The 22,848-nt window shown below is 66.3% G+C and carries 21 protein-coding genes and 1 pseudogene; 12 read left to right on the forward strand and 10 right to left on the reverse strand.

Going from position 1 to position 22,848, the window contains the following annotated elements; genetic code table 11:
• Window positions 1-45: 45 nt before the first annotated feature.
• The 5 genes and pseudogenes from VFT73_RS11655 to VFT73_RS11675 all read right to left on the reverse strand — a co-directional run bounded on the left by VFT73_RS11655 (window position 46) and on the right by VFT73_RS11675 (window position 6,759).
• A complete protein-coding gene (locus tag VFT73_RS11655; RefSeq protein WP_326411228.1) occupies window positions 46-3,240 on the reverse strand; it encodes a VPS10 domain-containing protein in 3,195 nt (1,064 codons plus the stop codon).
• A 176-nt stretch (window positions 3,241-3,416) separates the two neighbouring features.
• Window positions 3,417-4,154, reverse strand: a complete 738-nt coding sequence (locus VFT73_RS11660) for a metallophosphoesterase family protein (RefSeq protein WP_326411230.1) — start codon at window positions 4,152-4,154, stop codon at window positions 3,417-3,419.
• Complete coding sequence (locus VFT73_RS11665) at window positions 4,141-4,920, reverse strand: hypothetical protein (protein WP_326411232.1); 780 nt, start codon at window positions 4,918-4,920, stop codon at window positions 4,141-4,143. Before VFT73_RS11665 ends, VFT73_RS11660 begins: the two co-directional genes overlap by 14 nt.
• A gap of 44 nt (window positions 4,921-4,964) precedes the next feature.
• Window positions 4,965-5,573: a hypothetical protein gene (locus VFT73_RS11670; RefSeq protein WP_326411235.1), complete on the reverse strand. Its 609-nt coding sequence runs from the start codon at window positions 5,571-5,573 to the stop codon at window positions 4,965-4,967.
• Window positions 5,570-6,759, reverse strand: a pseudogene (locus VFT73_RS11675) (zinc-dependent alcohol dehydrogenase). Before VFT73_RS11675 ends, VFT73_RS11670 begins: the two are co-directional and overlap by 4 nt.
• Window positions 6,760-7,001: 242 nt before the next feature.
• Between VFT73_RS11675 and VFT73_RS11680 the strand changes: the two are divergent.
• On the forward strand, window positions 7,002-7,235 hold the full coding sequence (locus tag VFT73_RS11680; protein WP_326411238.1) for a hypothetical protein: 234 nt from the start codon (window positions 7,002-7,004) through the stop codon (window positions 7,233-7,235).
• 108 nt (window positions 7,236-7,343) lie between these two features.
• On the opposite strand, the gene VFT73_RS11685 is transcribed toward VFT73_RS11680, so the two are convergent.
• Complete coding sequence (locus VFT73_RS11685; protein ID WP_326411241.1) at window positions 7,344-8,198, reverse strand: metal-dependent hydrolase; 855 nt, start codon at window positions 8,196-8,198, stop codon at window positions 7,344-7,346.
• A 98-nt stretch (window positions 8,199-8,296) separates the two neighbouring features.
• On the opposite strand from VFT73_RS11685, the gene VFT73_RS11690 reads away from it, so the two are divergent.
• The 5 genes from VFT73_RS11690 (at window position 8,297) to VFT73_RS11710 (ending at window position 12,957) form a co-directional block, all read left to right on the forward strand.
• Window positions 8,297-8,881, forward strand: a complete 585-nt coding sequence (locus tag VFT73_RS11690) for a helix-turn-helix domain-containing protein (protein WP_326411244.1) — start codon at window positions 8,297-8,299, stop codon at window positions 8,879-8,881.
• Between the two features lie 33 nt (window positions 8,882-8,914).
• Window positions 8,915-9,964 carry a GTPase ObgE gene (gene obgE / locus VFT73_RS11695; protein ID WP_326411247.1) on the forward strand — a complete coding sequence of 350 codons (1,050 nt, stop codon included), beginning with the start codon at window positions 8,915-8,917 and terminating at the stop codon, window positions 9,962-9,964.
• Window positions 9,965-10,111: 147 nt separating this feature from the next.
• Window positions 10,112-10,888 carry a PEPxxWA-CTERM sorting domain-containing protein gene (locus VFT73_RS11700; RefSeq protein ID WP_326411250.1) on the forward strand — a complete coding sequence of 259 codons (777 nt, stop codon included), beginning with the start codon at window positions 10,112-10,114 and terminating at the stop codon, window positions 10,886-10,888.
• A gap of 49 nt (window positions 10,889-10,937) precedes the next feature.
• Entirely contained in the window at window positions 10,938-12,041 is a 1,104-nt protein-coding gene (proB, locus tag VFT73_RS11705) for a glutamate 5-kinase (protein WP_326411252.1), read from the forward strand.
• A gap of 4 nt (window positions 12,042-12,045) precedes the next feature.
• Entirely contained in the window at window positions 12,046-12,957 is a 912-nt protein-coding gene (locus tag VFT73_RS11710) for an NAD-dependent epimerase/dehydratase family protein (RefSeq protein WP_326411254.1), read from the forward strand.
• Window position 12,958: 1 nt separating this feature from the next.
• Here VFT73_RS11710 and VFT73_RS11715 read toward each other — a convergent pair whose 3' ends face one another.
• Complete coding sequence (locus VFT73_RS11715) at window positions 12,959-13,471, reverse strand: Pycsar system effector family protein (RefSeq protein WP_326411256.1); 513 nt, start codon at window positions 13,469-13,471, stop codon at window positions 12,959-12,961.
• 86 nt (window positions 13,472-13,557) lie between these two features.
• Here VFT73_RS11715 and VFT73_RS11720 point away from each other — a divergent pair, with 86 nt between their 5' ends.
• From VFT73_RS11720 to VFT73_RS11730, 3 genes are read left to right on the forward strand one after another with little or no spacing between them, the layout of a single operon-like run.
• Window positions 13,558-13,800, forward strand: a complete 243-nt coding sequence (locus tag VFT73_RS11720; protein WP_326411258.1) for an acyl carrier protein — start codon at window positions 13,558-13,560, stop codon at window positions 13,798-13,800.
• 4 nt (window positions 13,801-13,804) lie between these two features.
• Window positions 13,805-15,061, forward strand: coding sequence for a serine palmitoyltransferase (gene spt, locus VFT73_RS11725; RefSeq protein WP_326411260.1), 1,257 nt, complete (start codon window positions 13,805-13,807; stop codon window positions 15,059-15,061).
• 51 nt (window positions 15,062-15,112) lie between these two features.
• The gene (locus tag VFT73_RS11730; RefSeq protein ID WP_326411263.1) at window positions 15,113-17,113 is read left to right on the forward strand and encodes an ATP-binding protein; all 2,001 of its coding nucleotides are present in this window, start codon (window positions 15,113-15,115) and stop codon (window positions 17,111-17,113) included.
• Here the strand turns inward: VFT73_RS11730 and VFT73_RS11735 are convergent.
• The 3 genes from VFT73_RS11735 to VFT73_RS11745 all read right to left on the reverse strand — a co-directional run bounded on the left by VFT73_RS11735 (window position 17,070) and on the right by VFT73_RS11745 (window position 19,528).
• A complete protein-coding gene (locus VFT73_RS11735; protein WP_326411265.1) occupies window positions 17,070-17,966 on the reverse strand; it encodes a hypothetical protein in 897 nt (298 codons plus the stop codon). The genes VFT73_RS11730 and VFT73_RS11735 overlap by 44 nt on opposite strands.
• Window positions 17,967-18,056: 90 nt before the next feature.
• The gene (locus tag VFT73_RS11740) at window positions 18,057-19,019 is read right to left on the reverse strand and encodes an acylglycerol kinase family protein (protein ID WP_326411267.1); all 963 of its coding nucleotides are present in this window, start codon (window positions 19,017-19,019) and stop codon (window positions 18,057-18,059) included.
• Window positions 19,020-19,030: 11 nt separating this feature from the next.
• A complete protein-coding gene (locus VFT73_RS11745; protein ID WP_326411268.1) occupies window positions 19,031-19,528 on the reverse strand; it encodes a DUF2141 domain-containing protein in 498 nt (165 codons plus the stop codon).
• 111 nt (window positions 19,529-19,639) lie between these two features.
• On the opposite strand from VFT73_RS11745, the gene lptF reads away from it, so the two are divergent.
• The 3 genes from lptF to VFT73_RS11760 all read left to right on the forward strand — a co-directional run.
• Window positions 19,640-20,845: an LPS export ABC transporter permease LptF gene (gene lptF, locus VFT73_RS11750; protein WP_326411271.1), complete on the forward strand. Its 1,206-nt coding sequence runs from the start codon at window positions 19,640-19,642 to the stop codon at window positions 20,843-20,845.
• 3 nt (window positions 20,846-20,848) lie between these two features.
• Window positions 20,849-21,943 carry an LPS export ABC transporter permease LptG gene (gene lptG, locus VFT73_RS11755; protein WP_326411273.1) on the forward strand — a complete coding sequence of 365 codons (1,095 nt, stop codon included), beginning with the start codon at window positions 20,849-20,851 and terminating at the stop codon, window positions 21,941-21,943.
• Window positions 21,940-22,848: lipopolysaccharide biosynthesis protein (locus VFT73_RS11760; RefSeq protein ID WP_326411275.1), on the forward strand; the 909-nt coding region annotated here is incomplete at its 3' end. The genes lptG and VFT73_RS11760, both read left to right, overlap by 4 nt.

The raw sequence follows: 22,848 nt of genomic DNA on the forward strand, positions 1-22,848 counted from the left end.
GGCGGAGCCGCGGACGCCGCGCTCGTCGCGTCGCCCGTTGATCCATCAGCCGTCGTCCGGATCGCCGACTGTGTCCGCAGGCGCCGTGCCGGCGCGCAAGGGGCCGAGGCCCGCCTTGCGCAGGCTCTGGTTGACTGCCGGAACATCGGCCTGCGCCTGCTTCCGCTCGCCCTCCAGCCGCGCGACCTGTTCGCCGGCGGCACGCACGGCGGTCAGTTGTGCGCTGGTCGGCGCGGCCGCGCCTTCCGTCACCTGCGAATAAAGCTGGTCGAGGTTGCGCTGCGTCCGGGCCAGCCCGTCGCGATTGCTGCTCGCGTCTCCTTCCAGCATGCCTTCAAGCTCGGTGCCGAAGCGCGTGATGGCCGGATCGCCGGCGTTCGCGCCCTTTAGCTGAGCCTGTTGCGATTTGGCCTGGGCCAGCATCGTCGAAGCCCGGGTCAGCAGGTCGCTGACGGTGAGGCCAACGTCGAGCTGCTGTCTCAATGCCTCGGCGGAAGCCGTGACGCGCGGGTCGGCCCGCAGCGTCAGCGGCTGTTCGAGATGCCTGCCGTCGACGATCAGCCTGACGGTGTAGTCGCCCGGGATCGCCATCGGCCCCTGGGGCAGATGCGGCGTGGCGTGCGGCACGGCCGAGATCGGGAAGCCCCGACGAGCGCCTGCTGGCGCCGTATAGTGGAGGTCCCAAACCCAGCGGTGCATGCCGCGCTCGCCCGACAGGGGCCGATGGGGCACCATCCAGTATCGCGGGACCAGCCCCTGGTTGATCTCCGCCTCGGTGATCTCCGCGGGATCGTCGCTGCGGTAGCGGCGCACCAGTCTGCCCTGACCGTCGAGGATTTCGAGCGTGACCGCCCCTTTGACATCCCTGGGCAGATAATAGTCGATGATCGCGCCGGCCGGAGGGTTCTGGCCGTCCGGTTCGTCCGGCGGAATCGGCGTGTCGGTCCAGGTGCTGCGAGCGACGCGATAGGCCGCCACCGGCTTCAGCAGCGTTGCTTGCCTGGTCGCTACGCCGTTCATCTGGCGCAGCGGCGAGATATCGTCGAGGATCCAGATGGACCGCCCATGCGTGCCGACGACAAGGTCGTTGTCCTGGATCGCCAGGTCGCGCATCGAGCTGTGCGGCAGGTTGAGCTGGAGCGATTCCCAGCTGGCGCCGTCGTCGCTGGAGACCCACACCGCCTTTTCCGTGGCCGCGAACAACAGGCCTTGCTTCACCGGATCTTCGCGCACCGCATTGACGGCGGCATTTTCGGGCAGGCCGGCGACGATCAAGTCCCAGGTCTTGCCGCCGTCACGCGTGCGGAAAATATAGGGCCGCTGGTCGTCGATGCGCATCCGGCTGACCGAGATGTACGCAGCGTCCTTGTCGAAATGCGACGCGTCGATCTGGGTGACCTTGCTCCACGCCGAGATCGCCGGCGGGGTGACGTTCGCCCAGTTCCTGCCGCCGTCGCGGCTGGTCCACACCAGGCCATCATCGGTGCCGGCCCACAGGATGTTGCTGTCGCGCGGCGAGACGCCCAGCGAATAGACCACGCCGCGTTGCTCCGCCATGCCGGGCCTGTGCATCGTGCCGACGCTGGCGGGCAGGCCAGGCCTCTCGCGGGTCAGATCGGGGCTGATCGCCTCCCAATTCGTGCCGCCGTCGCGCGTGCGATAGACTCGGTTGGTGGCGTAATAGAGCGCGTGCGGGTCGGACGGCGCGAACATGATCGGCTGGGTGCGATCCACCCGATCCTCCGCGGTGAGGACCGGCACCGGAGTGACGTTCTCGACCAGGCCGGTGGACACGTGGAAGCGGGAGACCTGCGAGCGGCCGGCGCCGTAGATCACGTCCGGATCCAGCGGGTCCGGCGCGACCTGGGCATATTCGCTGGCGCCCACCGGATGCCAGTCGCGCACCGTCACGGCGCCGTCGTTGCCGCGGCTCGAAATGCAGACCGAGCCGCTGTCCTGATAGCCGCCGCACACGCGGTACGGAAAATTGTTGGTCGTGGTCACGTGATAGAGCTGACCGGTGGGCTGATTGAACCAGCTGCTCCAGGTCTTGCCGCCGTTCAGCGTGATCGTGGCGCCCTGGTCGACGGCGTAGGCGATGATGTTCGGATTGGTCGGGTTGATCCAGAGGTTCTGATAATCATCGCCGCCAGGCGCGCCGCGCACGGGATCCCATGTCCTGCCGCCGTCGACCGACTTCATGGTCATGATCCCGGAGATGTAGACGATATCGGGATCGGTCGGGTGTGGCCGCATCACGGGCAGGTCATTTTCCGAGATGCTCGCCAAGGGCCGCGGATCGTCGGTGATGCGCACCCAGGTCTCGCCGGCATCGTCGGAGCGGTAGAGTCCGCTGCCCGGGGCGCCCTTGCCGCCAATGTCGGAGCGGACCGACACCGTCGCGTAAAGCCGCTTCGGGTTGGGGCTGCTGACGGTGACGATCACCTGTGCAGTGCCCTCCGGCAGCCCGTTCGTCAGCTTGCGCCAGGTGGTGCCGCCGTCGGTGGACTTGAACAGGCCGCCTTCAGGCCCCTGATACTGGTTCCTGTCCTCCCACGGACCAAGACGATCCTGCCACAGGCTGGCATAGACGGTTTGCGGCTGGCTGTGGTCGATCGCGATCGAATAGGCGCCGGTATTCTCGTCCTTGAACAAGACCCGCTCCCAGGTCTTGCCGCCATCCAATGAGCGATACACGCCGCGTTCGGCGTTCGGCCCGAAGGGATGGCCGAGCACGGCGGCGAAAACGCGATCCGGGTTGGTCGGATCGACTGCCAGGCCGGGAATCTGCTGTCCGTCGCGCAATCCCAAGTGCGTCCAGGTCTTGCCCGCGTCCGTGGATTTGTAGATGCCGTCGCCCACCGAAAGGTCCGGCCGATGCTGACCCTCGCCGCTGCCGACATAGACGATATTCGGATTCGACGGCGCCACCGCGATCGATCCGATCGATTGGGTGGGCTGCTCGTCGAAGAGGGGATGCCAGCTATTCCCTGCATCGTCGGTCTTCCAGACGCCGCCGTTGACCGCGCCGATGTAGAAGACGTTCGGCTGCGTCGCGACGCCGGTCACCGCACGCGTTCGGCCGCCGCGGAAGGGGCCGATCATCCGCCACTTCATCTGGCTGGCGACCTGCGCCACCGCCGGCGCGTCGGCCCGTGCGGTCGAGGCTGCCGGCTTTGCCGCGAGACTGGAGGTGCAGGCCAGACTCGCGGTGGTGAGCAGAAATGTCAGGACTCGCATGTTTCGATATCCGCAGCTTTGAAACCCGGATGGCCGGGCGTCGATGATGTTACGGGAATCCGCGCGCCGCAGACGGTGGAGAGCGAAGAGTTACGGCTGAATCCCCCCGACAAGTTCGCACGCTACTGACGATCAAAGCTGTTTGGAAGAGTGCCCGCCTGACGCTGCTGCGGGCTTCAGACCGTGAACAGCGCGTAGGGTCGATCGAACTTCGGCCGCACGACGAATTGAGCGACGTTGTAGACCGGAATCCCCGCCCGGGTGCGGCCTTCATAGGCGCCATGATGGGCGTGGCCGTGAACGACCAGCCTGACGTGATCGAACCGATCGATCGCGTCGGCGAGGCGAGCGGAGCCGAGCCAGGGGAAAATCTCGATCGGCTCGCCTTCCAGCGTCTGCGGGATCGGGGCGTAATGGAGCACCGCGACGGAGCGTTCGGTGCGTAGCGAGCGAAGGCCATTCTCCAGCTTGCGGGCCTCGTTATTCGCTTCCTCGACGATCGCCTTCAGCGGCGCTTCGCCGAAGGGGGCCAGCTCGCCGCGGCCGAAGCCGCCCAGGAATCCCTTCACCCCGGCAAAGCCGACGCCGTGCAGTTCCACTGCCTGTTCGTCGAGGATGGTCATGCCGGCCTGGTGCAGGATCTGCGCGACTGCCTCCGGCTGGCCGCACTCATGGTCGTGATTGCCGAGCACGCCGATCACCGGCCTGGTCGCGCAGCGTATGTCCTCGGCCAGGATTTCCGCTTCTTTGGTCTTGCCGAAATTGGTGAGGTCGCCGCACAGCACGATGACGTCCGCCTGATCGGACATTTCCTTGAACAACTCGGAATATGGCCGCGTCGCCGCTTCGGTGACGTGGAGGTCGCCGATGGCGGCGATGGTCATCGCGCCCGTGGTCGGTTCAGTGGTGCTCATAGCGTTCTTCCAGATTGCCGAAAGCTTCGGAAAAGCCCCATTCGGTCACGTCGATCTCATAGTCGCGCGGACTGAAGATGCGGCCGCGACAGACCTTGACGCCTGGTCCGGGCATGCCGCGCTGCGCAGCAAGTCGCTCCAGCAGCTCGTCCATCAGCCATCCGGGGATCAGGTCGCGTTCGCTCGGATAGACGAAGCGGAAGTTCAGCAGCGCGATCAGCAGCACTTCCCAGTGCAGCTCGAGATGATCGAGCAGCCGCTGCCAGTCGATCTCGGCATGCTTCCTGAGGATCAGATGCGCGACGTCGGCGCCGTCATAACGATAGCGGTCCTGCACGAAGATCTTCGACCAGACGAACTCGGTGGGCGGCACCAGCTGCACGACCGTGTCGTAGATGCGGGCCTTGGGCGCGCCCCTGAACCAATCCTCGCCGACCGTGCTGCCCGAGGTCGGCATGTTGAAGATCAGGTCGATGAACAGCTCGCCCCGCGTGATCCGCGCCAGCCAGCGCTCGTCGACCATCTCGACCGGTCGCCCCTGTTCCCGAAAGAAGGCGAGGATCTTCAGCGCGTCGCTGGGCTTCGCGAACAGGTCGACATCCTTGGTCGGCCGGTTGATCCCGGTGTAGCAGGACAGCGCATAGGTGCCCGACAGCAGGAACGGATAGCCGGAGCCTGCCAGCAGCTTCAGGCTTTCGGCATAGAAATCCTCGCGCTCCGGTGCGGCCCGGAGGTCGGGCGAATGGAGATCGTCCGCAGCGGCCATCGCAGGGGAACGGCGCTCCGGGCGCTCCGTTCCTTGGGGGCGGGTCAGCCGATCGACACCCCTGCCGGGATCGGCGCCTGGCCGGCGTCGGTTTCGGTCCGGGCCGGGTCGGCGTCGCTCGAATGCGTCCGGTCCTTGCGCGCGTCGCGGCTGGCGACGGCGGGGCCCTTTTCCCGCTTCTCGCGGTAATAGCCGCGCGAGGCCTCGACGCCCTTCGGCAGGCCGGAGCGGTCGCTGTAATCGGCCGGCGGCGGGCGCTCGCCGCCACGCTTGGCCATCAGCGTCGCCGCGAATGCGTCCAGCGCCGCAAAACCGACCGCCGCGCCGACGCCGATCCAGGCGTTGCGCCGCTTCTCCTCGTCATCGCTGCGGGTGCCGAGCGCGACGGTCGCTGCGTCCATCAGGTCGCCGGCAAAGCGGGCCCACAGCGCCGGCTGCGGATTGATCGACAAGGTGCCGACGCCGCCCGCAATCTCGCGTGCCCCGAAGGCGCGGACGATATTTTCCTTGCCCTCAAGCCCGAACGTGCGCGCGATCTTGCCCGGCGCCACCAGCTCGGCCACGCCCAGGCCGAGCGAGAACAGTCCGATGCCGCGCACCAGCGCATCGGCTGCGGTAAGGGAACTGTCGCTGCCATATTTCCAGGCCATCATGCCGCCTCCTGCTGCTGGCCGGGTTTCAGCACCACCTTGATGCAATTATCCTTCCGGCTTTCGAATGTCGGATACATCTCCGGCCCTTGGCCAGCGGCTCGGTGTGGGTGATGACGAAGCTCGGATCGAGCGCGCCTTCGTCGATCAGCTCGATCAGCTCGTCGGTCCAGCGATTGACGTGCGTCTGCCCAGTCCGGATCGTCACGCCCTTGTTCATCACCGCACCGAACGGCAATTTGTCCAGCACGCCGCCATAGACGCCGGGTACCGACAGCACGCCGCCCGGCCGCACCATCAGCATCGCCTCGCGCAACGTATGCGGACGGTCGGTTTCCATCATCAGGCTCTGCTTCGTCCGGTCGTAGAGATGCTCGGGCAGAATCTGCGAATGCGATTCCATGCCGACCGCATCGATGCACTTGTCGGGACCCTTGTTGTCGGTGAGCTCGTTCAGCCGGTCCTTCACGCTCTCTTCGCCCGGATTGATCGTGATCGCCCCTGCCGCCGCCGCCATGCTGAGCCGCTCCGGCAGGAAGTCGATCGCGATCACCTGCTTTGCGCCAAGCAGCACCGCGCTGCGGATCGCCATCTGCCCGACCGGGCCCGCGCCCCAGATCGCTACCGTGTCCTCGGGCTCGATGTCGCAATAGGCGGCTGCCTGCCAGCCGGTCGGCAGGATGTCGGACAGGAACAGCGCCTGCTCGTCGGTGAAATGGTCGGGAACCTTGATATGCGTCGTGTCGGCCATCGGCACGCGCAGATATTCGGCCTGTCCGCCCGGATAGCCGCCGGTCAGGTGCGTATAGCCGAACAAGCCCGCCGTCGCGTGACCGAACGCAAGCTCCGCCAGCTTGGCGTTTCGGTTCGACCGCTCGCAAACCGAGTAATTGCCGCGGCGGCACTGATCGCATTCGCCGCACCAGATGGTGAAGGGCACCACGATGCGGTCGCCGACCTTCAACTCCTTGTTGTCCTTGCCGACTTCGACCACCTCGCCCATCGTCTCGTGGCCGACGATGTCGCCCGGTTTCATGCCCGGCATGAAATTGTGGAACAGATGCAGGTCCGATCCGCAGATCGCACAGCTCGTGACCTTGATGATGGCGTCGCGGCCCTCCTCGATCTCGGGATCGGGCATCGTCTCGTAGCGGATATCCTGCTTGCCGTGCCAGACGAGCGCCTTCATCGCGTATCTCCCGTTGAGGTCCAGCTAGAACGTGACGAAGCGGGCGGCGTTGCAATGCGGTTCGCATCCGAAACGACGAACCACCGCCTGCCAAGGCTCTGGCGGGTGTAGCAAAATCAACACACCGGCTGAGAAACGGCCCGTCGGCGCTTGCCTTCCGTTTCGGATCGGCTACAGACGGTGCGAGTGAGCGAGTAATCGCCCACGAGATTCACTATTTGTGCCGTTCAGGGAGGCAAGGAATGTTCAAGCGTGGTTTGATTGCTGTCGCGGCAGCCAGCATGGTGGCGACTCCGGTGCTCGCGCAGAGCAGCGCGTCGAAGCTCTCGGTTGCGTCGGCGGTGCGTGCCAACGCTTCGGCCGATGGCGAGCAGCTGTTCGGCGGCGGCGCCCTGATCGGCGTGCTGGTGTTCGCGGCCGTGGTCGGCGTGATCTACGCCGTTGCCGAAGGCAATGACGAGCCCGAGAGCGCCTGAGCTTATCGCTCGAAGCTAGAACGAAGCGCCGGCGGCTCCACGAGCCGCCGGCGCTTTCGTTTGTGCTGAGGACTTCGTCACAGGTCCGGACGCAGCTGTCGGCGGGGTTCAGGCCGCGGCCGGAATCTGCGCGTCGGCATAGGCGCTGTCGGCGCGCTGGATCAGCGCACGGTCGTCATAGTTCCACGGGTGAAAACCGGGCAGGAAATAGGCGACCCAGGCGGGAAAGATGTGTCGGGCGGGCCCCGGGGCGCCGATCAGGTACCAGAACAGCCGCGCCCGTGCGCCCAACCCGCCGATCCCGTCCTGAGCGAGAAGCTCCAGCGTCCCTTGCCAGCGCTTGGTCCAGAAGCGCCAGGTGACGAGCAGCATCATGATGCTTTTCACTTTCCACCGCTTCCACCGCGTCCACTCGCGCGTCGCGTGCAGCCAGGTGTCGTAGGCGACGCCCTTGTGCTCGATCTCCTCGATCGCGTGCCACTGCCACATGGCCTTGGTTTCAGCTTCGACGCCGGCGAAGTAGCGCGGGTGGCTCAACATCATCTGCGCCAGCATGGCGGTATAATGCTCCAGCGCCATCGTCACGGCGAGGTTCAGGATCTGCGGCCGGCCTTTGGTCAGCTCCAGCGAGTCGGTCACGGCTTTCTCCAGCCCCGCCACGTCATAGCCGGCGTCGGTCACGCGCTTGTTGAATGCGACATGCTCGCGGCTGTGCATCACTTCCTGCATTGTGAAGGCCTTGATCTCCGCCTCCAGCTTGGGCGGTGCACCGTCGCGGAACGCCTTGACGCTTTCGATGAAGAATGCCTCGCCGCGCGGAAAAGTGATCGACAGCGCATTGTGCCAGGCCGTCGCGATCGGATCGCCGCCGTGCCACCAGCGCGCTTGCCTGGCGCCGCGGCCGAACCGCCGGTCGCGCGGCGTGATCGTCAAATCGGCAGGCGTCTTCGCGGCAACGTGCATGGGCCGAGTCTCCTCAACGGCAGGAGGCCATATACTGACAGGATTGTCAATAAACTGTTGCCGTTCCCGTAGCCGGCGGAATGGCGTAGGGCTGCCGCATGTCGCTCGCCAAACGCCGCCTTTCGCCCGAAGCCAGCCGTTCCGCCGCTCTCGAAGCGGCGCGAGACCTGCTGGTCGAAGCCGGGCCCCAGGCCGTGACGCTGAAGGCCGTCGCTGCGCGGATGGGCCGAACGCATGCCAATCTGCTCCACCATTTCGGCTCGGCCGCGGGACTGCAGAAGGCGCTCGCCGAGACGATGGCGGAGCGGATTACCCGGCGTATCGGCGAAGCGGTCATGAAGGTGCGTGCCGGCCACGGCTCGCGCCGCGACGTCGTCGACCTGACGTTCGACGCCTTCGAGAAAGGCGGCGGCGCTCTCGCCTCCTGGGCGATCCTGTCGGGCAATGACGACGCGCTCGATCCGATCCTCCAGGCGATTCACCGGCTGATGGACGAACTGAGCGACGGCACTGCGCATGACGAGGATATGCGCCGCGACACGCTGGACCTCGTCTTGAGTGCAATGGGCGACGCGCTGCTGGGCGAGGCAATGGCCAATGCACTTGGCCTGCCGCGCGACACGGCTCGGGAAATGGCGACCGCGCGGATGATTGCCGGCATGGCGATCGAGGAGGACGGCTAGCCGCGGGGCGCGACTCCGCCTATCTGGCGCGCCATGCATTTCCTCGACCAGGCGAAGATCTTCGTCCGCTCCGGTGCCGGCGGGCCGGGCGCCGTCAGCTTTCGCCGCGAAAAATTCATCGAATATGGCGGTCCCGACGGCGGCGACGGCGGCAAGGGCGGCGATATCGTGTTCGAGGCGGTGGCCGGCCTCAATACGCTGATCGACTTTCGCTACACGCAGCATTTTCGTGCGCCGCGCGGCACCGGCGGGTCTGGCAGCAACAAGACAGGCGCCGGCGGCAGGGACCTGGTCATCAAGGTTCCTGTCGGCACGCAGATCCTGGCCGATGACGAGGAGCGCAGCCTGCTCGCGGATTTGACGCGCATCGGCGAGCGGATCGTTTTCCTGCGCGGCGGCGACGGCGGGCGCGGCAATGCCAGCTACAAGACGTCGACCAACCGTGCGCCGCGCCAGCACGGCACGGGCTGGCCGGCCGAAGAAGCCTGGGTGTGGCTGAGGCTCAAGCTGCTCGCCGACGCCGGGCTGGTGGGCCTGCCCAATGCAGGCAAATCGACCTTCATCAACGCCGTCACCAATGCGCAGGCGAAGGTCGGCGAATATGCGTTCACCACCACCCGGCCGCAGCTGGGCGTCGTCCGCCACAAAGGCCGCGAGTTCGTGATCGCCGACATCCCCGGCCTGATCGAGGGCGCAGCGGACGGTGCCGGCATCGGCGACCGCTTTCTCGGCCATATCGAACGCTGCCGCGTGCTTCTCCACCTGGTCGATGCCAATGACGAAGACGTCGCCGAAAGCTATCGCGTCGTGCGCGACGAACTCGAAGCCTATGGCGCGGGGCTGGCCGGCAAGCCGGTGGTCGTCGCCCTGAACAAGATCGACACGCTCGACGACGAACTGATCGCCGCCTTGTCGTCAGAGCTGGAGCAAGCGAGCGGACAGCCCGTCATCCCGCTCTCGGGCGCCAGCGGCGTGGGTGTCGACTGGGCACTCGACAAGCTGCTGGAAGCGATCGGTCCGGAGGCCGCGCCTGTCGGCGAAGACGACGAGGGCGAGGACGCGATCGAATGGTCGCCTCTCTGACATAGACTGTCCCGAAATGAGGCGGAATCACTTAGTCCGATGCGCATCCGGATCGTGCGTATGGCCGCAAATTGCGCTATAGTGAGTCGGCTTATTCAGCGCCCGGAATCAAAACAACAAGGGCGCATCCGTCTGTAAGGGGGTATCATGAAGCTGAACCGCTGGGCCGTCCTGGCCGTCGCCGCCGCTTCTTTGGCAATGACTTACGAAGGCTCTGCATCGGCTGCGCCGGCGCCTGCGGTGTTCGATTTCACCGTTGGCAGCAACTACAACATCTCCGATGGCAACGCCCGAATCTTCACGGCGACCTCCTCCGATCTCGGGGTGTTCAAGGTCCGGGCAACGGGTTGGAGCCTGGAGAAGGTCGGCCAGAGCACCTATGTCCGCGATTCCAAGCTGCTGGTCTATGATGGCGGCTTGGCCGTCGTTTCCGGCGACGACAATGGCGGCGACAACAACCAGCACACGATCGACAATGAGGGCCGCAAGGACTTTGTGATCCTGCAGTTCGACAAGCCGGTCGCGCTGATGTCGGCCCGATTCAATACATATAGCGTTCTGGGCTACTCGAAGGACAGCGACGCGACGATCAAATATGGCTGGAGCGATCTCGCCTGGAACAGCGGCCTCGGCCTCAACAACAAGAACGTGTCCGATCTGAACGCGCTGTTCGACGGCTCCTACACGTCGCTGTCGCCCAGCAACAACGGCGCCAGCAACACCCGCAATATCAACCCGAACCTCCATTGGGGCGATATCTGGCTGATCGGCGCGGACTTCACGAATTCCGACGGCAGGATCGACGGCTTCAAGATCACCAACCTGGCGGTGGTTCCCGAACCGGCGACCTGGGCGATGATGATTGCCGGCTTCGGCTTCGTCGGCGCAGTCGCGCGCCGTCGCGTCCGTCCGCAGCTCGCCTGAACTGCGTCCGCCGTTGGCGCGGCGGACCGCCCCGCGCTAACGGCAACCGATGCCGCTGTTTCCGCCCGCCGACTGCCCGCGCCTTATCGTCAAGATCGGGTCGGCACTGCTCGTCACCGGCGAAGGCCAGGTGCGGCGCGAATGGCTGGGCGGGATTGCCGCAGATATCGCCGCACGCATGCGTGCCGGTCAGCAGATCGCCCTCGTTTCGTCGGGCGCAATCGCGTTGGGCGCCCGCCGGCTGGGGCTGGCCAAAAGCGGGCGTGCCTCGCTGGAAGATGCCCAGGCAGCGGCAGCCACGGGCCAGATCGCCCTCAGCCAGGCCTGGGCCGAAATGCTTGCCGGCGAAGGGCTGGTCGCCGCGCAGATGCTCGTCACGCTGGACGATCTGGAAGACCGCAGGCGCTATCTGAACGCAGCGGCGACACTCGACCGGTTATTGAGCCTTGGCGCAGTGCCGGTGATCAACGAGAATGATTCGGTCGCCACGGCCGAGATCCGCTTCGGCGACAACGACCGCCTCGCCGCCCGCGTTGCGCAAGCGGCTCGCGCGCAAGGGGTTCTGCTGTTGAGCGACGTCGACGGGCTGTACGACCGCAATCCCGACTTGCCGGACGCCGCGCACATCGCGCGGGTCGAGCGGATCGACGGCGCGATCGCGGCTATGGCGGACCGCGGCTCCTCGTCCGGCATGGGGTCCGGCGGCATGGCATCGAAGATCGAGGCGGCGCGGATCGCGACCGGTGCCGGCGTGGCGCTTGCGATCGCGTCAGGTCGGACCGCGCGGTCGCTCTCGGCCGAGGCGCGACACACGCTGTTCGTGCCCGAACGGCGGTCGCGCGCGCGCAAGGCCTGGCTGACCGGAAGGCTGACCGCGCGCGGCTCGATCCATGTCGATGCAGGCGCCGTCGAAGCGCTGGCCCAAGGGGCCAGCCTCCTCGCAGCCGGCGCGGTCAGGGTCGAAGGCAGCTTCGGACGCGGCGACGTCGTGACCATCCTGAGCGATGGGCACGCCGTCGCGCGCGGCCTCGCCGAATATGACTGCGCCGACGCCGCCCGCATCCTTCGTACGAAGAGCGATGCGCAGGCCGAAATCCTCGGCTATGCGCCGCGTTCGGCGCTCGTGCACCGTGACCATCTCGTGTTGATCTGACCCAATGCCTCTTCCCACTCTCGCCATCACCGGCGGCACCGGATTTGTCGGTGCGACGCTCGTCCGCCACGCCGCGATGCGCGGCCATCACGTCCGCGCGCTGACCCGTAAGCCGCAGGTCTCGGGCTCAAAGATCGAATGGGTCGACGGCGCGCTCGATCAGCCCGAATCGCTGGTCCGCCTCGCCGTCGGCGCCGACGTCGTGATCCATGTCGCCGGCGCGATCAACGCCCGCGACCGCGCCGGCTTCCAGGACCATAATGTCTTCGGGACGCTGAACATGGTCGAGGCCGCCAAGGCCGCGGGCGTGCGCCGTTTCATCCATGTCAGCTCGATGGCCGCGCGCGAGCCCGAGCTGTCGGACTATGGCTGGTCGAAGGCGCGGTCGGAGCAGGTGGTCGGCGCGAGCGGGCTCGACTGGACGATCGTGCGCCCGCCCGCCGTCTACGGCCCCGGCGACCGCGAGACGCTGGAACTGTTCAAAATGGCGAAGCGCGGGCTCGTCTTCCTGCCGCCTTCGGGCAAGATCTCGGTGATCGAGGTCAGCGACCTCAGCCGCTTCCTGCTGACGCTGATCGGCCATGACGAGACGGTCGGCGACACCTACGAGCCCGACGACGGGTATGAGCAGGGCTGGACCCACCGCCAGTTCGCCGAAGCGATCGGCACCGCGGTCGGGCGCAAGCGGCTGACGACGATCTCGGTCCCACGCGGATTGATGCGCGCCGGCGCACGGCTCGACCGGCTGGTACGCGGCCGCCGCGCCAAGCTGACGCTCGACCGCGCAAGCTATTTCAGCCACCCCGACTGGGTCGCCCACCGCCGCCCGCCCGCCGAACTGTGGCGACCGCACATCGAAACCAATGCCGGGCTCAAGGCCACCGCCGTCGCCTACCGCGCCGCCGGGTGGCTCTAGCTCAGCCGAACCGATCGATCCCGAAGGTCAGGATCGTCAGCACCATCCCGATCAGGAACGTCCGGTAGGCAAGCGCCAGATACCGGTATTTCTTGCGCCTGAGCACGGTGCCGTTCTGGTAGATGTCCCGCGCCATCGTGCGGTAGACATTCTCCTCTTCCTGCATGTGCTCGATCAGCGTGTCGATATACTCCTCCTGCCCCAGCTCGGTGAACGAGCCGAAGAACAGCAGGTTGAGCGGCGCGCCCGGTTTCGGCTTCACCGAGGGCAGCACCGCCATCACCGCCAACGCGGCAGAGGCCAGCGCAAAGCCGGCGAGCACAAGCATTTCCGGCTGGATCTCCCCCTTGCCCGTCTGGTTCAGGGTGATCGTGAACACGACGAAGGTCGCGCCCATCAGGATGCTGGCCTTGTGGTCCGCCATCGCCGAGAGCTGGACCTGGATCTGCTGGGTCGTGCGGATCAGGTGGATCGCGTCGGGCGCGTAGCGCTTGGGCTTGGCTTCGTAAGGCAAGATATCCCCCTTGTTCAGTCGCGACGCTGCCACCCTTCAGCCGCAATCCCTTGGCAAGCCGCGCCGAAGCGCATTAGGGGCCGCTCATGTCCAATCGTCAAGAAATCGAAACCACCGTCCATCGCCTGATCGAGCCGTTCAACAAGAAGGGCGTGGCGCTGACCGATTCCACCACCTTTGCCGGCGATCTCGAATGGGACAGCCTGACGGTGATGGACTTCGTCGCCGCGGTCGAGGACGAGTTCGACATCATCATCACGATGAACATGCAGGCGGAGATCGAGACCGTCGGCCAGCTCGTCGACGCGGTCGGCAAGCTCAGGGACTGAGCCGATGACGGACAGCCTCCAGACCGCCGACGCGCCGGTGATCGAGACGGTCGCCCCGGAACGCGACCTGATGTCCAAGTTCGACGGCCTGATCGCCGAACGCCAGGCGCTGCTCGACAGCGGCGTGCGCGATCCGTTCGCGATCGTGATGGAGCAGGTGCTCTCGCCCACCGAAGCGGTGATCCAGGGCCGCAAGACGATCCTGCTCGGCACCTACAATTATATGGGCATGACCTTCGACCCGGACGTCATCGCGGCGGGCAAGGAGGCGCTCGATACCTTCGGCTCCGGCACCAACGGCAGCCGGATGCTGAACGGCACCTTCCGCGACCATATGGAAGTCGAAGAGGCGCTGCGCGAATTCTACGGCACCAGCGGCGCGATCGTCTTCTCGACCGGCTATATGGCCAATCTGGGCATGATCTCCACGCTCGCCGGCAAGGGCGAATACATCATCCTGGACGCCGACAGCCACGCCTCGATCTATGACGGCTGCGCGATGGGCAATGCCGAGATCGTCCGCTTCCGCCACAACTCGATCGAGGATCTCGACAAACGGCTCGGCCGCCTGCCGCCGGAGCCGGGCAAGCTGGTCGTGCTGGAAGGCGTCTATTCGATGATGGGCGATATCGCGCCGCTGAAGGAGATGGTCGCGGTCGCGAAGAAACACGGCGCGATGGTGCTGGTCGACGAAGCCCATTCGATGGGCTTTTTCGGCCCCAACGGCCGCGGCGTCTACGAAGATCAGGGGCTCGAGGACCAGGTCGATTTCGTTGTCGGCACTTTCTCCAAATCGGTCGGCACGGTCGGCGGCTTCTGCGTGTCCAATCATCCGAAGTTCGAGGCGATCCGCCTCGCCTGCCGGCCGTACATCTTCACTGCCTCGCTGCCGCCGTCGGTGGTCGCGACCGCAGCCACCTCCATCCGCAAGCTCCGCCACGCCCACAACAAGCGCCAGCATCTCTGGGAAAATGCGCGGCGCGTGCACAACGGGCTGACCGAGCTCGGCTTCACGCTCGGCACGGAATCGCCGCAGTCCGCGATCGTCGCCGTGATCCTGCCGACGCAGGAACAGGCAGTCGGCATGTGGCAGGCGCTGCTGGAACAGGGCCTCTACGTCAACATGGCGCGGCCGCCCGCCACGCCCGCGGGCACCTACCTGCTGCGCTGCTCGCTCTGCGCCGAACACACTGCCGACCAGATCGAACGGGTCATCGACATGTTCGCACAGGCTGGCCGCGCCACAGCGGTAATTCCCTGACCAAGCTGGACAGAAGTCGTTAACCACGTCTTTGTAGAAGCGGGCGTGGGGATGGCTAGTCTTTCAGCTCATGAGGTCGAGCAGGGCTCGATCAGCGTGCGTCGCGGATTGGCGATCGCGCTCGCGTTGATGACGGCGATCGGCCTCATCGCGCTCACTGTCTTCGTCAGCAACTCAAGCAAGCAGCGCGACGAGGCACTCGCCGCCCAGCGGCACAGCTTCGAGGTCATCATTCTCGTTCGCACGCTGCAGAGCACGATGGCGGAAGCAGAGCTCAGCCTCGGCCGCTATGTCGTCAGCCTGAAACCCGAATTCGGGCGCCTCTACGTCGACGACTGGCGGCGCGCCGGCTTCGCGATCAACCGCTTGCGCGAAGTCACACGCGACAATCCGCAGCAGGCGCAACTCGCGACGAAGCTGCGCGCTTACTACGACCAGCGCGGACGGCTGCTGTCCAGCGCGGCGCTGCGCACGCGCTACGACCAGAAGATCAACGGTCTCGCGACATTCGACAAGGCCGGCAAGGTCGCGAACCGCAAAGAGCTGAACGACACGCTCGACCGGATCATCGAGATCGAAAACCGCGTGCTCGACACCCGTATCACGCACGCCAATGCTTCGCTGGCGCAATCGAACTGGGCATCGACGCTGTTGTGGGCCTTTGCGGTCGTGCTGGTGATCGGTGCGGCAGTGCTTGGCCTGAACGTGGTCCAGGCCGCCGCGGATCGTCGGGCAGAGCGGCGCGATGCCGACGAAGTCGCCCGCCGTGCCGAGGAACTGGAGGCAGCGGTCGCCGAGCGAACGGCGGAGTTGCGGCGTACCAACCAGGCGCTGCTCGCCGAGGCGGCCGAGCGCGAAGCGGCCGAGGCGCAGCTTCGCCAAGCGCAGAAGATGGACGCGGTCGGGCAGCTGACCGGCGGCATCGCGCACGACTTCAACAACATGCTGGCGGTGGTGATCGGCGGCCTCGAGCTGGCGAAGCGCCGGCTCAACGAAGGCAATGGCGAGGCGGGGCGCCATATCGAAAATGCGATGGAAGGCGCCAGCCGGGCAGCCGCGCTGACCCGCCGCCTGCTCGCCTTCGCGCGTGCCGAGCCGCTGCTGCCCGAGGCGATCTCGCCCGACACGCTGATCGCCGGCATGACGGACCTGCTCGACCGCACGCTGGGCGAGCGGATCACGGTCCGCACGCGCTTCGCTAGCGACGATTGGGCGATCTGGGTCGACAAGCACCAGCTCGAAAACGCGTTGCTCAATCTCGCCGTGAATGCGCGCGATGCGATGGACGGCGAAGGGACGCTGACCTTCGGCACCGCCACGCGGATTGTCGGCGAAGGCGAGCTCGGCGATACGCGCGCCGGCGAATATGTCGCGATCTCGGTCGCCGATACCGGCTGCGGCATGGACCAGCGCGTGCTCGACCGCGTGTTCGAGCCCTTTTTCACGACCAAGCCCATCGGCAAGGGTACCGGTCTCGGTCTCAGCCAGATTTTCGGTTTCGTGCGGCAATCGCAGGGCGAGATCGTGATTGCCTCACAGCCCGGCGTCGGCACGACCGTGACGCTGCTGCTGCCGCGCTTCAGCGGAGCGCAGCGGGTGGCTCCGGCCGAGCTGCAGCCGTCGCGCCTTGTTGCCCGGCAGAAGCCGGACGACCGCGCGACGATCCTGGTTGTTGAAGACGATGTGCGGGTGCTGAACGCCACCGTCGAGGCGCTGGCGGAGCTCGGCCACAATCCGATCCCCTGCCCTTCGCCCAATCAGGCCGAAGCCTTGATCGACGCCCATCCCGATGTGCGGCTGATCCTGACCGACGTGATCATGCCCGGCACGACCGGGCCGGAGCTGATCGCCTCGCTTCGCCCGGATTATCCCCATCTCGGCGTGCTGTTCGTGACCGGTTACGCCGGCGAGATCGAGGGGGCGACGGCATTCGCGGGGCACGACGTGCTGCGCAAGCCATTCACGATCGGAGCGCTGTCGGGCGCCGTCCAGGCGGCGCTCGCCCGGACTAGCGGACCGCCCCCCTTCGAAGCAGCCGCGGCAGCAGAATGAGCGCGCCGAGCAGCGGATGCCGCCGCTGCCACGGCTTGACGACGATCCCGGCGCTGGCGTGCCGGTTGATCTTCCAGGCGAGATAATCGACGCCGCCGGCAAAGGTCAGGCTGGCCTTCGCGAGACGAAGGAGCGTCAGACGTTTGCCGCGGCGTTGATGATGACGCCATGCGCGTCTGAATACTTCCGTCCCCGCTTCATCAAGGCCAATGTCGCGCGGAAACCCCGCCGCAAACGCTATTGCTCGATACCGTTCCGGGCTTTGATCCACGATGGAATCCGGCCGATCCGATCGCTCTGCGCGCAGCTCGGCCCCATAGGTCAATCGAAACCCTTGCCGCCAGATTTCTAGAACGTCCCGGGCAGCATCGTCACTCAGCGTGGGCCGCACAAGTTCGAGAAGTGTCCCAGGCGCGCGGGAGATTGCATTCAGTGCAAGCGTGGCAGCGTTCTCATCGGCAGACCAAACTTGGCGCACCGGCTGGGCAAAGCGAGCCCATACCGAGGGGCTCCTTGCGCTTACACTACACTCTCGAAGAAAATGATCCTCGCTCAGCACTGCATATTTGGCGGCGACGCCGTTCCGCTCGAACGGGAAAACGTTGGGCGGGATCAGCCGATTGGCCCAGGCGAGCCAGCGCTTTCCGTATGCCTCGCGATAATCGCGCACGATCAGGTAGAAATCGAGCATCTGCCCGTCGATCTCGCCGGTCCGGAGGCACGATCCGTAGAAGAGCACCGCGCGCGCGCCGGGATACAGGGCCGCGATCGCCGCCGCCGCATCCGAAACGCGCGGATCGACCGGCTGCGCCAGCTCGTCCGCGATGAGGTGCTTGAGATCGGGTCTATTCATTCCCGTTCGTTTCGAGCGAAGTCGAGAAACGATCAAGCTCCGAGCGGCCGCTTCTCGACTCCGCTCGAAGCGAACGGACACCTGCTCGGATCAGGCCGCCAGCTTCAGGAACGGAACGGGCGGCGTGGTGCGCAGCACGATCGGCTTGCCGGCGCTGGCCTCGAACAGCTCGCCGTCGAGGATCACGTTCGACCGCTCGCCGGCGATCTCGATCTCGTCGCCCTGCTCGATATGCACGCCCTGCAGCCGGTTGCGGCCCAGCCGGCCGCGGATGCTCGCCAGCACCGCGCGGAACAGCGTGGCAGGACCCTGCTCCACTGCCATCAGCTTCAGGCGGCCGGTGTCGCCTTCCGCTTTGCTGCCGAGCAGCAGCCGCTCCAGCGTCGTCACGATCAGCAGCGTGAAGCGTCCTGAAAACTGCCCGCCCCGGTTCAGCGAGACGCTCACCGGCGCCGGCCGCGGCGGCAGGAAGGCGGCGCGAATGCCGAGCACCACCGACATGATCACGGCAAGCGCGGTCAGCACATGGCTGATGCCGTTGGGCAGCCCGAGCGGATAGATTTTGGTGCGGCAGAACAGGATCGAATCGGCAAGGCCCGCCCCGCCCAGGAACATGCCGAGCACCGGCCGGCTGTCGACGCCGTGGGACAGCGCGATCAGCTCGCGCTGCACGATGTGCGGGGCCAGGTCCGACTGGGCGAGCTCGACGATCCGCTCCAGCGCCTGCAGCGGGTCGCCCTGGGCGCCGAGATCGAGCGCGATCAGGTTCGTCTTGCCGTTCGGTAGCACCGCGACCGGCGGCGGCGTCTCGCCGAAATAGCGGCCGCCGTGCAGCTCCGTCAGCGCCGCCTGCACCGATCCGTCGCCGCCATTGATGATCAGCACCTTCGGACTCACCCGTGCGATCGTGCGCATCGCGTCCGGAATCTGGCCGATTTCCTCGACCTCATAATGAAAGATGTCGGGGTTGCGCGCGCAATAGGCTCGGACGCGCGGCAGAAGCGCCCGGTTGCCGGTCGACCGCGGATTGGAAAGAAGGGCGACGCAGGCCATCGAGTCTTTCCTCACCCCTCCCGGATCGGGCCGATCGACAGCCCTTTGCGATATTGCAGCGTGACATCGACCGGCCGGACGCTTTGGCCGACGCGGATCACCACGTCGTTGAAGCTGGGCTTCAGATGGAACAGCGAAATGTCGGGATTGCGCGAAAATCCGCCGCCGTCGGACCAGCCGGACTTCCCGTTGCCGTCCAGATCGTGCCGGACCGCGACGGCATAGGAGCCGGGCGCGGGCAGCGCGACGCACACGTCCATGCGGCCCGATTTCGAAACCGGAACGTCGATCCGGCGCAGTTTCTTGCCCTTGGCGAGGAAATCGGCGGGATTGGAGCCGTAGATCTGCACGCGCAGCGTACCCTGATGCTCCTTGAAGCCGCTGACGCGCACCAGCACGGCGGTATCGCCGCGCGTGCACGCCGCGGTGTCGCCATACATTGCCGCTGCCGGGGCGCTCCACGCCGCCGCGGCCAGAACGGCGAGACAAGCAACCGAAACTTTCTTCATGACCATCTCTGCAACCGCGGCTATAGCGGACGCGCCGCACCGCACCTTTGCTCTGGGAATTGGTGAAGCTTTGCGGCCAAAACATGGTCGCAGGGCGTCTAGAATTCGAAGATGTTGACTGCCGTAGACCGATATCTTGCCCGGCTGATCGCCGTTCCTCTGTTCGCCACGCTTGTCATCGCGGCGATGCTGCTCGTGCTCGACAAGATGCTGCGGCTGTTCGATTTCGTGGCGGAGGAAGGCGGACCGGTCAGCGTCGTCTGGCGGATGCTGGCCAACCTGCTGCCCGAATATCTGTCCTTGGGCATCCCGATCGGGCTGATGCTGGGCATCCTGCTTGCTTTCCGCCGCCTCGCGACATCGTCGGAGCTCGACGTGTTGCGCGCGGTGGGCCTCAGCTACGGCCGGCTGCTCCGCGTGCCGTTTCTCTACACGATCGCGCTCGCGCTGCTGAATCTGGCGATCGTCGGCTTCATCCAGCCCAAGGCGCGCTACGCCTATGAAGGGCTGCAGTTCGAGCTCCGCTCGGGTGCGCTCGGCGCCTCGATCAAGGTCGGCGAGTTCACCAGCCTCGGCCAGCAGATGACGGTGCGGATCGAGGAAAGCCACAAGTCGGGCGCCGATCTGTCGGGCATTTTCGTGCGCGCCGAAAACCGCGAGGGGCGGAGCCTTGCCGTGACCGCGGAAAAAGGCAGCTTCCTGCGCACCGACGATCCCAACGTCATCATCTTTCGCCTGAAGAACGGCACGCTCGTCCATGACGAGCCGGGCTTCAAGGTGCCCCGCGTGCTGAGCTTCACGTCGCACGACCTGCCGATCGACCTGCCCAAGATCGAACGTTTCCGCGGTCGCGGCGGCAAGGAGCGCGAACTGACGATCCCGGAGCTGGTCCGGATCGGCAACAACGACAAGCTGCCGCTGCCGCAGCGCAACGAAAGCCGCGCGAACTTCCATTTCCGCGTCGTCGAAGTCGCGATGATGTTCCTGCTGCCGCTGCTGGCGGTCGCGCTCGCCGTGCCGCCGAAGCGGTCGACCTCGGCCCTCGGCGTGTTCCTGTCGATCGTGATGGTCGTCACCTATCACAAGGTGAACGAATATGCGCAGGGCATGGGCGCGCTCGGCCGGATCGATCCGCTGATCGCGCTGTGGGTGCCGTTCGTGATCTTCGCGGCGCTGATCTGGTGGCTGTTCTACCAGCTCGCATTCGTCCCGGGGGGCCAGCCGATCGGCGGGCTGGAGCGCGTGTTCGCAAAGGCCGGCGCCGCCGTTCGCCGCTGGCTCCGCATCCGCCGGCGCCGGCCCGAGGCGATCGCCTAGTCTATGCAGCTTCAATTCTTCCCGTCGCGCACGGTCACACTCTACACCGCGCGGATGTTCCTGGTGCGCTCCTTCGCGGTGCTCGCCGGGCTGGTGCTGATCCTGACCACGCTCGACCTCCTCGGCGAATCGGACAAGATCTTCGCCTATCCCGGCAATGGCGAGGCGCAGCTCTGGACCTATGTCGGTCTGCGCGTGCCGCAGATCATCTCGACCTTCCTGAAATTCTCGGTGCTGCTCGGCACGCTGATCACGCTGGCGACGCTGAACCAGAACAGCGAAGTCATTTCGATGAAGGCGTCGGGCCTGTCCGCGCATCAGATCCTCGCGCCGCTGATGGTCGCAGGCGTGCTGGTCGCGGCGCTGTCGTTCACGTTCAACGAACGCGTGGTCGCCCGCTCCACCGCAACCCTGTCTGCTTGGCAGAAGGCCGATTACGGGCCGATCCCGAAGGACAGCGCCGTCCAGTCGAACCTCTGGGTCCGAAACGGCGAGGATCTGATCCGCGCCGCCCGCGCGATCGGCCGCGGACCCGACACACGACTTGAAGGCGTTTCGATCTACGATCGCACCGGCAACAGGCTGACCCAGGTGATCGAGGCAAAGGAAGGCCGCTATGTCGACGGCGTATGGCGGTTCACCGGCGCGACCCGCTTCGACGTCGCGACCGGCACCGAGGCGCAGCTCGGCACCATCTCGATGGCGCGCGGGGTCAGTCCCGACCGCTTCACGCTCGCCAATGTCGATCCCGACGGCCTTTCCTTCTTTCAGCTCCGCCAGGCGATCGCCGACCTGAAAGCAGCCGGCCGTCCAACCAAAGCGCTCGAGGCGAGCCTCTGGCACAAGATCTCAGGCCCGCTTTCCGCCGTCCTGATGCCGCTGCTGGGCGCCGTCGCCGGCTTCGGCCTCGCCCGCTCGGGCAAGCTCTTCGTTCGGTTGGTGGTTGGGATGGGGTTGGGGTTTACTTATTTCGTGGCGGATAATTTCGCGTTGGCGATGGGGAATTTGGGGGCTTATCCGCCGGTGCTGGCCGCGTGGGCGCCGTTCCTTTTGTTCCTGCTGATCGGCGAGACGGTGCTGGTGCGGACCGAGGAGTGACGGCGGGCCCGGTCAGCCAGCGCGACGTCGCCCGCGGCGCCGGCCTGGCCGCGCTGGCAAGGCTCGGCGCGCTGATCGAAGTCGTCGCGCAGCCGGCCTATACCTGGCTGTTCGGCATCGCGACCTACGGCATCTACACGGTGTTGTGGGCGGTGGTGAACATCGTCGAGAACATCATCGACCTGTCGATGACGCAGGCGCTGCAGCGGATCGTCCCGACCGAGCGCGAGGAAGACGCCCACGCCGCCGTCCGCTTCGCGCTCCTGGTCTCGGTCCTCCCCGCAGCAGCGCTGGCGCTTGCCGCCACGATTTTCGCCGAGCCGATCGCGAGCCTGTTCTCCGCCGCCCCGCGCGACCGCGCCCAGCTGCCGACCGCGATCGCGATCTTCGCCTGGGCGCTCCCCTTATGGACCTTCGTCGAGGTCGCGACCTCCGCCGCCCGCGCCCGCCGCGCCTTCGGGCCCGAAATCCGGCTGCGCATCTTCTGGGAACAAGTCGCGCGGCTGATCTTCGCGGTCGGCTTCTTCGCGGCCGGCGTGCAGAGCCTCGGCCTGCTGCTCGCCCATCTCGCCTCCTTGTTCCTGACCGCCCTGCTCGCCGCCCGCCTGCTCGGCCGCTATTACGACCCGAAGCTGCTGCTGAGCGCCCCCGCCTCGCCAAGGCTGAGGCGCGAGCTGCTGAAGACGGGCCTCGCCCTGCTGCCTTCCGCGATCAGCCGGCGTCTGTTCAACGACCTGCCCGCGGTGCTGCTGAACCTGTCGCTGCCCGGCGCGCGCGGCGCCACCGCCGCCGGCCTGTTCGGCATCGCGCGCAAGGTCTCGACCGTGCCGCTGATCGTGCGCCAGGCGTTCCAGTACGTCCTCGCCCCGCTCTCCGCCGCGCAGGCCGCGCACGACCGCGCCGGC

Source organism: Sphingomonas sp. (assembly GCF_035758555.1).
Classification (GTDB): domain Bacteria; phylum Pseudomonadota; class Alphaproteobacteria; order Sphingomonadales; family Sphingomonadaceae; genus Sphingomonas_B.

Excerpts from the sequence above, each read along its gene's own strand:
- VFT73_RS11655 (WP_326411228.1), bottom strand. The coding sequence starts at position 3,240 with ATGCGAGTCCTGACATTTCTGCTCACCACCGCGAGTCTGGCCTGCACC.
- VFT73_RS11660 (WP_326411230.1), bottom strand. The coding sequence starts at position 4,154 with ATGAGCACCACTGAACCGACCACGGGCGCGATGACCATCGCCGCCATC.
- VFT73_RS11665 (WP_326411232.1), bottom strand. The coding sequence starts at position 4,920 with ATGGCCGCTGCGGACGATCTCCATTCGCCCGACCTCCGGGCCGCACCG.
- VFT73_RS11670 (WP_326411235.1), bottom strand. The coding sequence starts at position 5,573 with ATGATGGCCTGGAAATATGGCAGCGACAGTTCCCTTACCGCAGCCGAT.
- VFT73_RS11680 (WP_326411238.1), top strand. The coding sequence starts at position 7,002 with ATGTTCAAGCGTGGTTTGATTGCTGTCGCGGCAGCCAGCATGGTGGCG.
- VFT73_RS11685 (WP_326411241.1), bottom strand. The coding sequence starts at position 8,198 with ATGCACGTTGCCGCGAAGACGCCTGCCGATTTGACGATCACGCCGCGC.
- VFT73_RS11690 (WP_326411244.1), top strand. The coding sequence starts at position 8,297 with ATGTCGCTCGCCAAACGCCGCCTTTCGCCCGAAGCCAGCCGTTCCGCC.
- obgE (WP_326411247.1), top strand. The coding sequence starts at position 8,915 with ATGCATTTCCTCGACCAGGCGAAGATCTTCGTCCGCTCCGGTGCCGGC.
- VFT73_RS11700 (WP_326411250.1), top strand. The coding sequence starts at position 10,112 with ATGAAGCTGAACCGCTGGGCCGTCCTGGCCGTCGCCGCCGCTTCTTTG.
- proB (WP_326411252.1), top strand. The coding sequence starts at position 10,938 with ATGCCGCTGTTTCCGCCCGCCGACTGCCCGCGCCTTATCGTCAAGATC.
- VFT73_RS11710 (WP_326411254.1), top strand. The coding sequence starts at position 12,046 with ATGCCTCTTCCCACTCTCGCCATCACCGGCGGCACCGGATTTGTCGGT.
- VFT73_RS11720 (WP_326411258.1), top strand. The coding sequence starts at position 13,558 with ATGTCCAATCGTCAAGAAATCGAAACCACCGTCCATCGCCTGATCGAG.
- spt (WP_326411260.1), top strand. The coding sequence starts at position 13,805 with ATGACGGACAGCCTCCAGACCGCCGACGCGCCGGTGATCGAGACGGTC.
- VFT73_RS11730 (WP_326411263.1), top strand. The coding sequence starts at position 15,113 with ATGGCTAGTCTTTCAGCTCATGAGGTCGAGCAGGGCTCGATCAGCGTG.
- VFT73_RS11735 (WP_326411265.1), bottom strand. The coding sequence starts at position 17,966 with ATGAATAGACCCGATCTCAAGCACCTCATCGCGGACGAGCTGGCGCAG.
- VFT73_RS11740 (WP_326411267.1), bottom strand. The coding sequence starts at position 19,019 with ATGGCCTGCGTCGCCCTTCTTTCCAATCCGCGGTCGACCGGCAACCGG.
- VFT73_RS11745 (WP_326411268.1), bottom strand. The coding sequence starts at position 19,528 with ATGAAGAAAGTTTCGGTTGCTTGTCTCGCCGTTCTGGCCGCGGCGGCG.
- lptF (WP_326411271.1), top strand. The coding sequence starts at position 19,640 with ATGTTGACTGCCGTAGACCGATATCTTGCCCGGCTGATCGCCGTTCCT.
- lptG (WP_326411273.1), top strand. The coding sequence starts at position 20,849 with ATGCAGCTTCAATTCTTCCCGTCGCGCACGGTCACACTCTACACCGCG.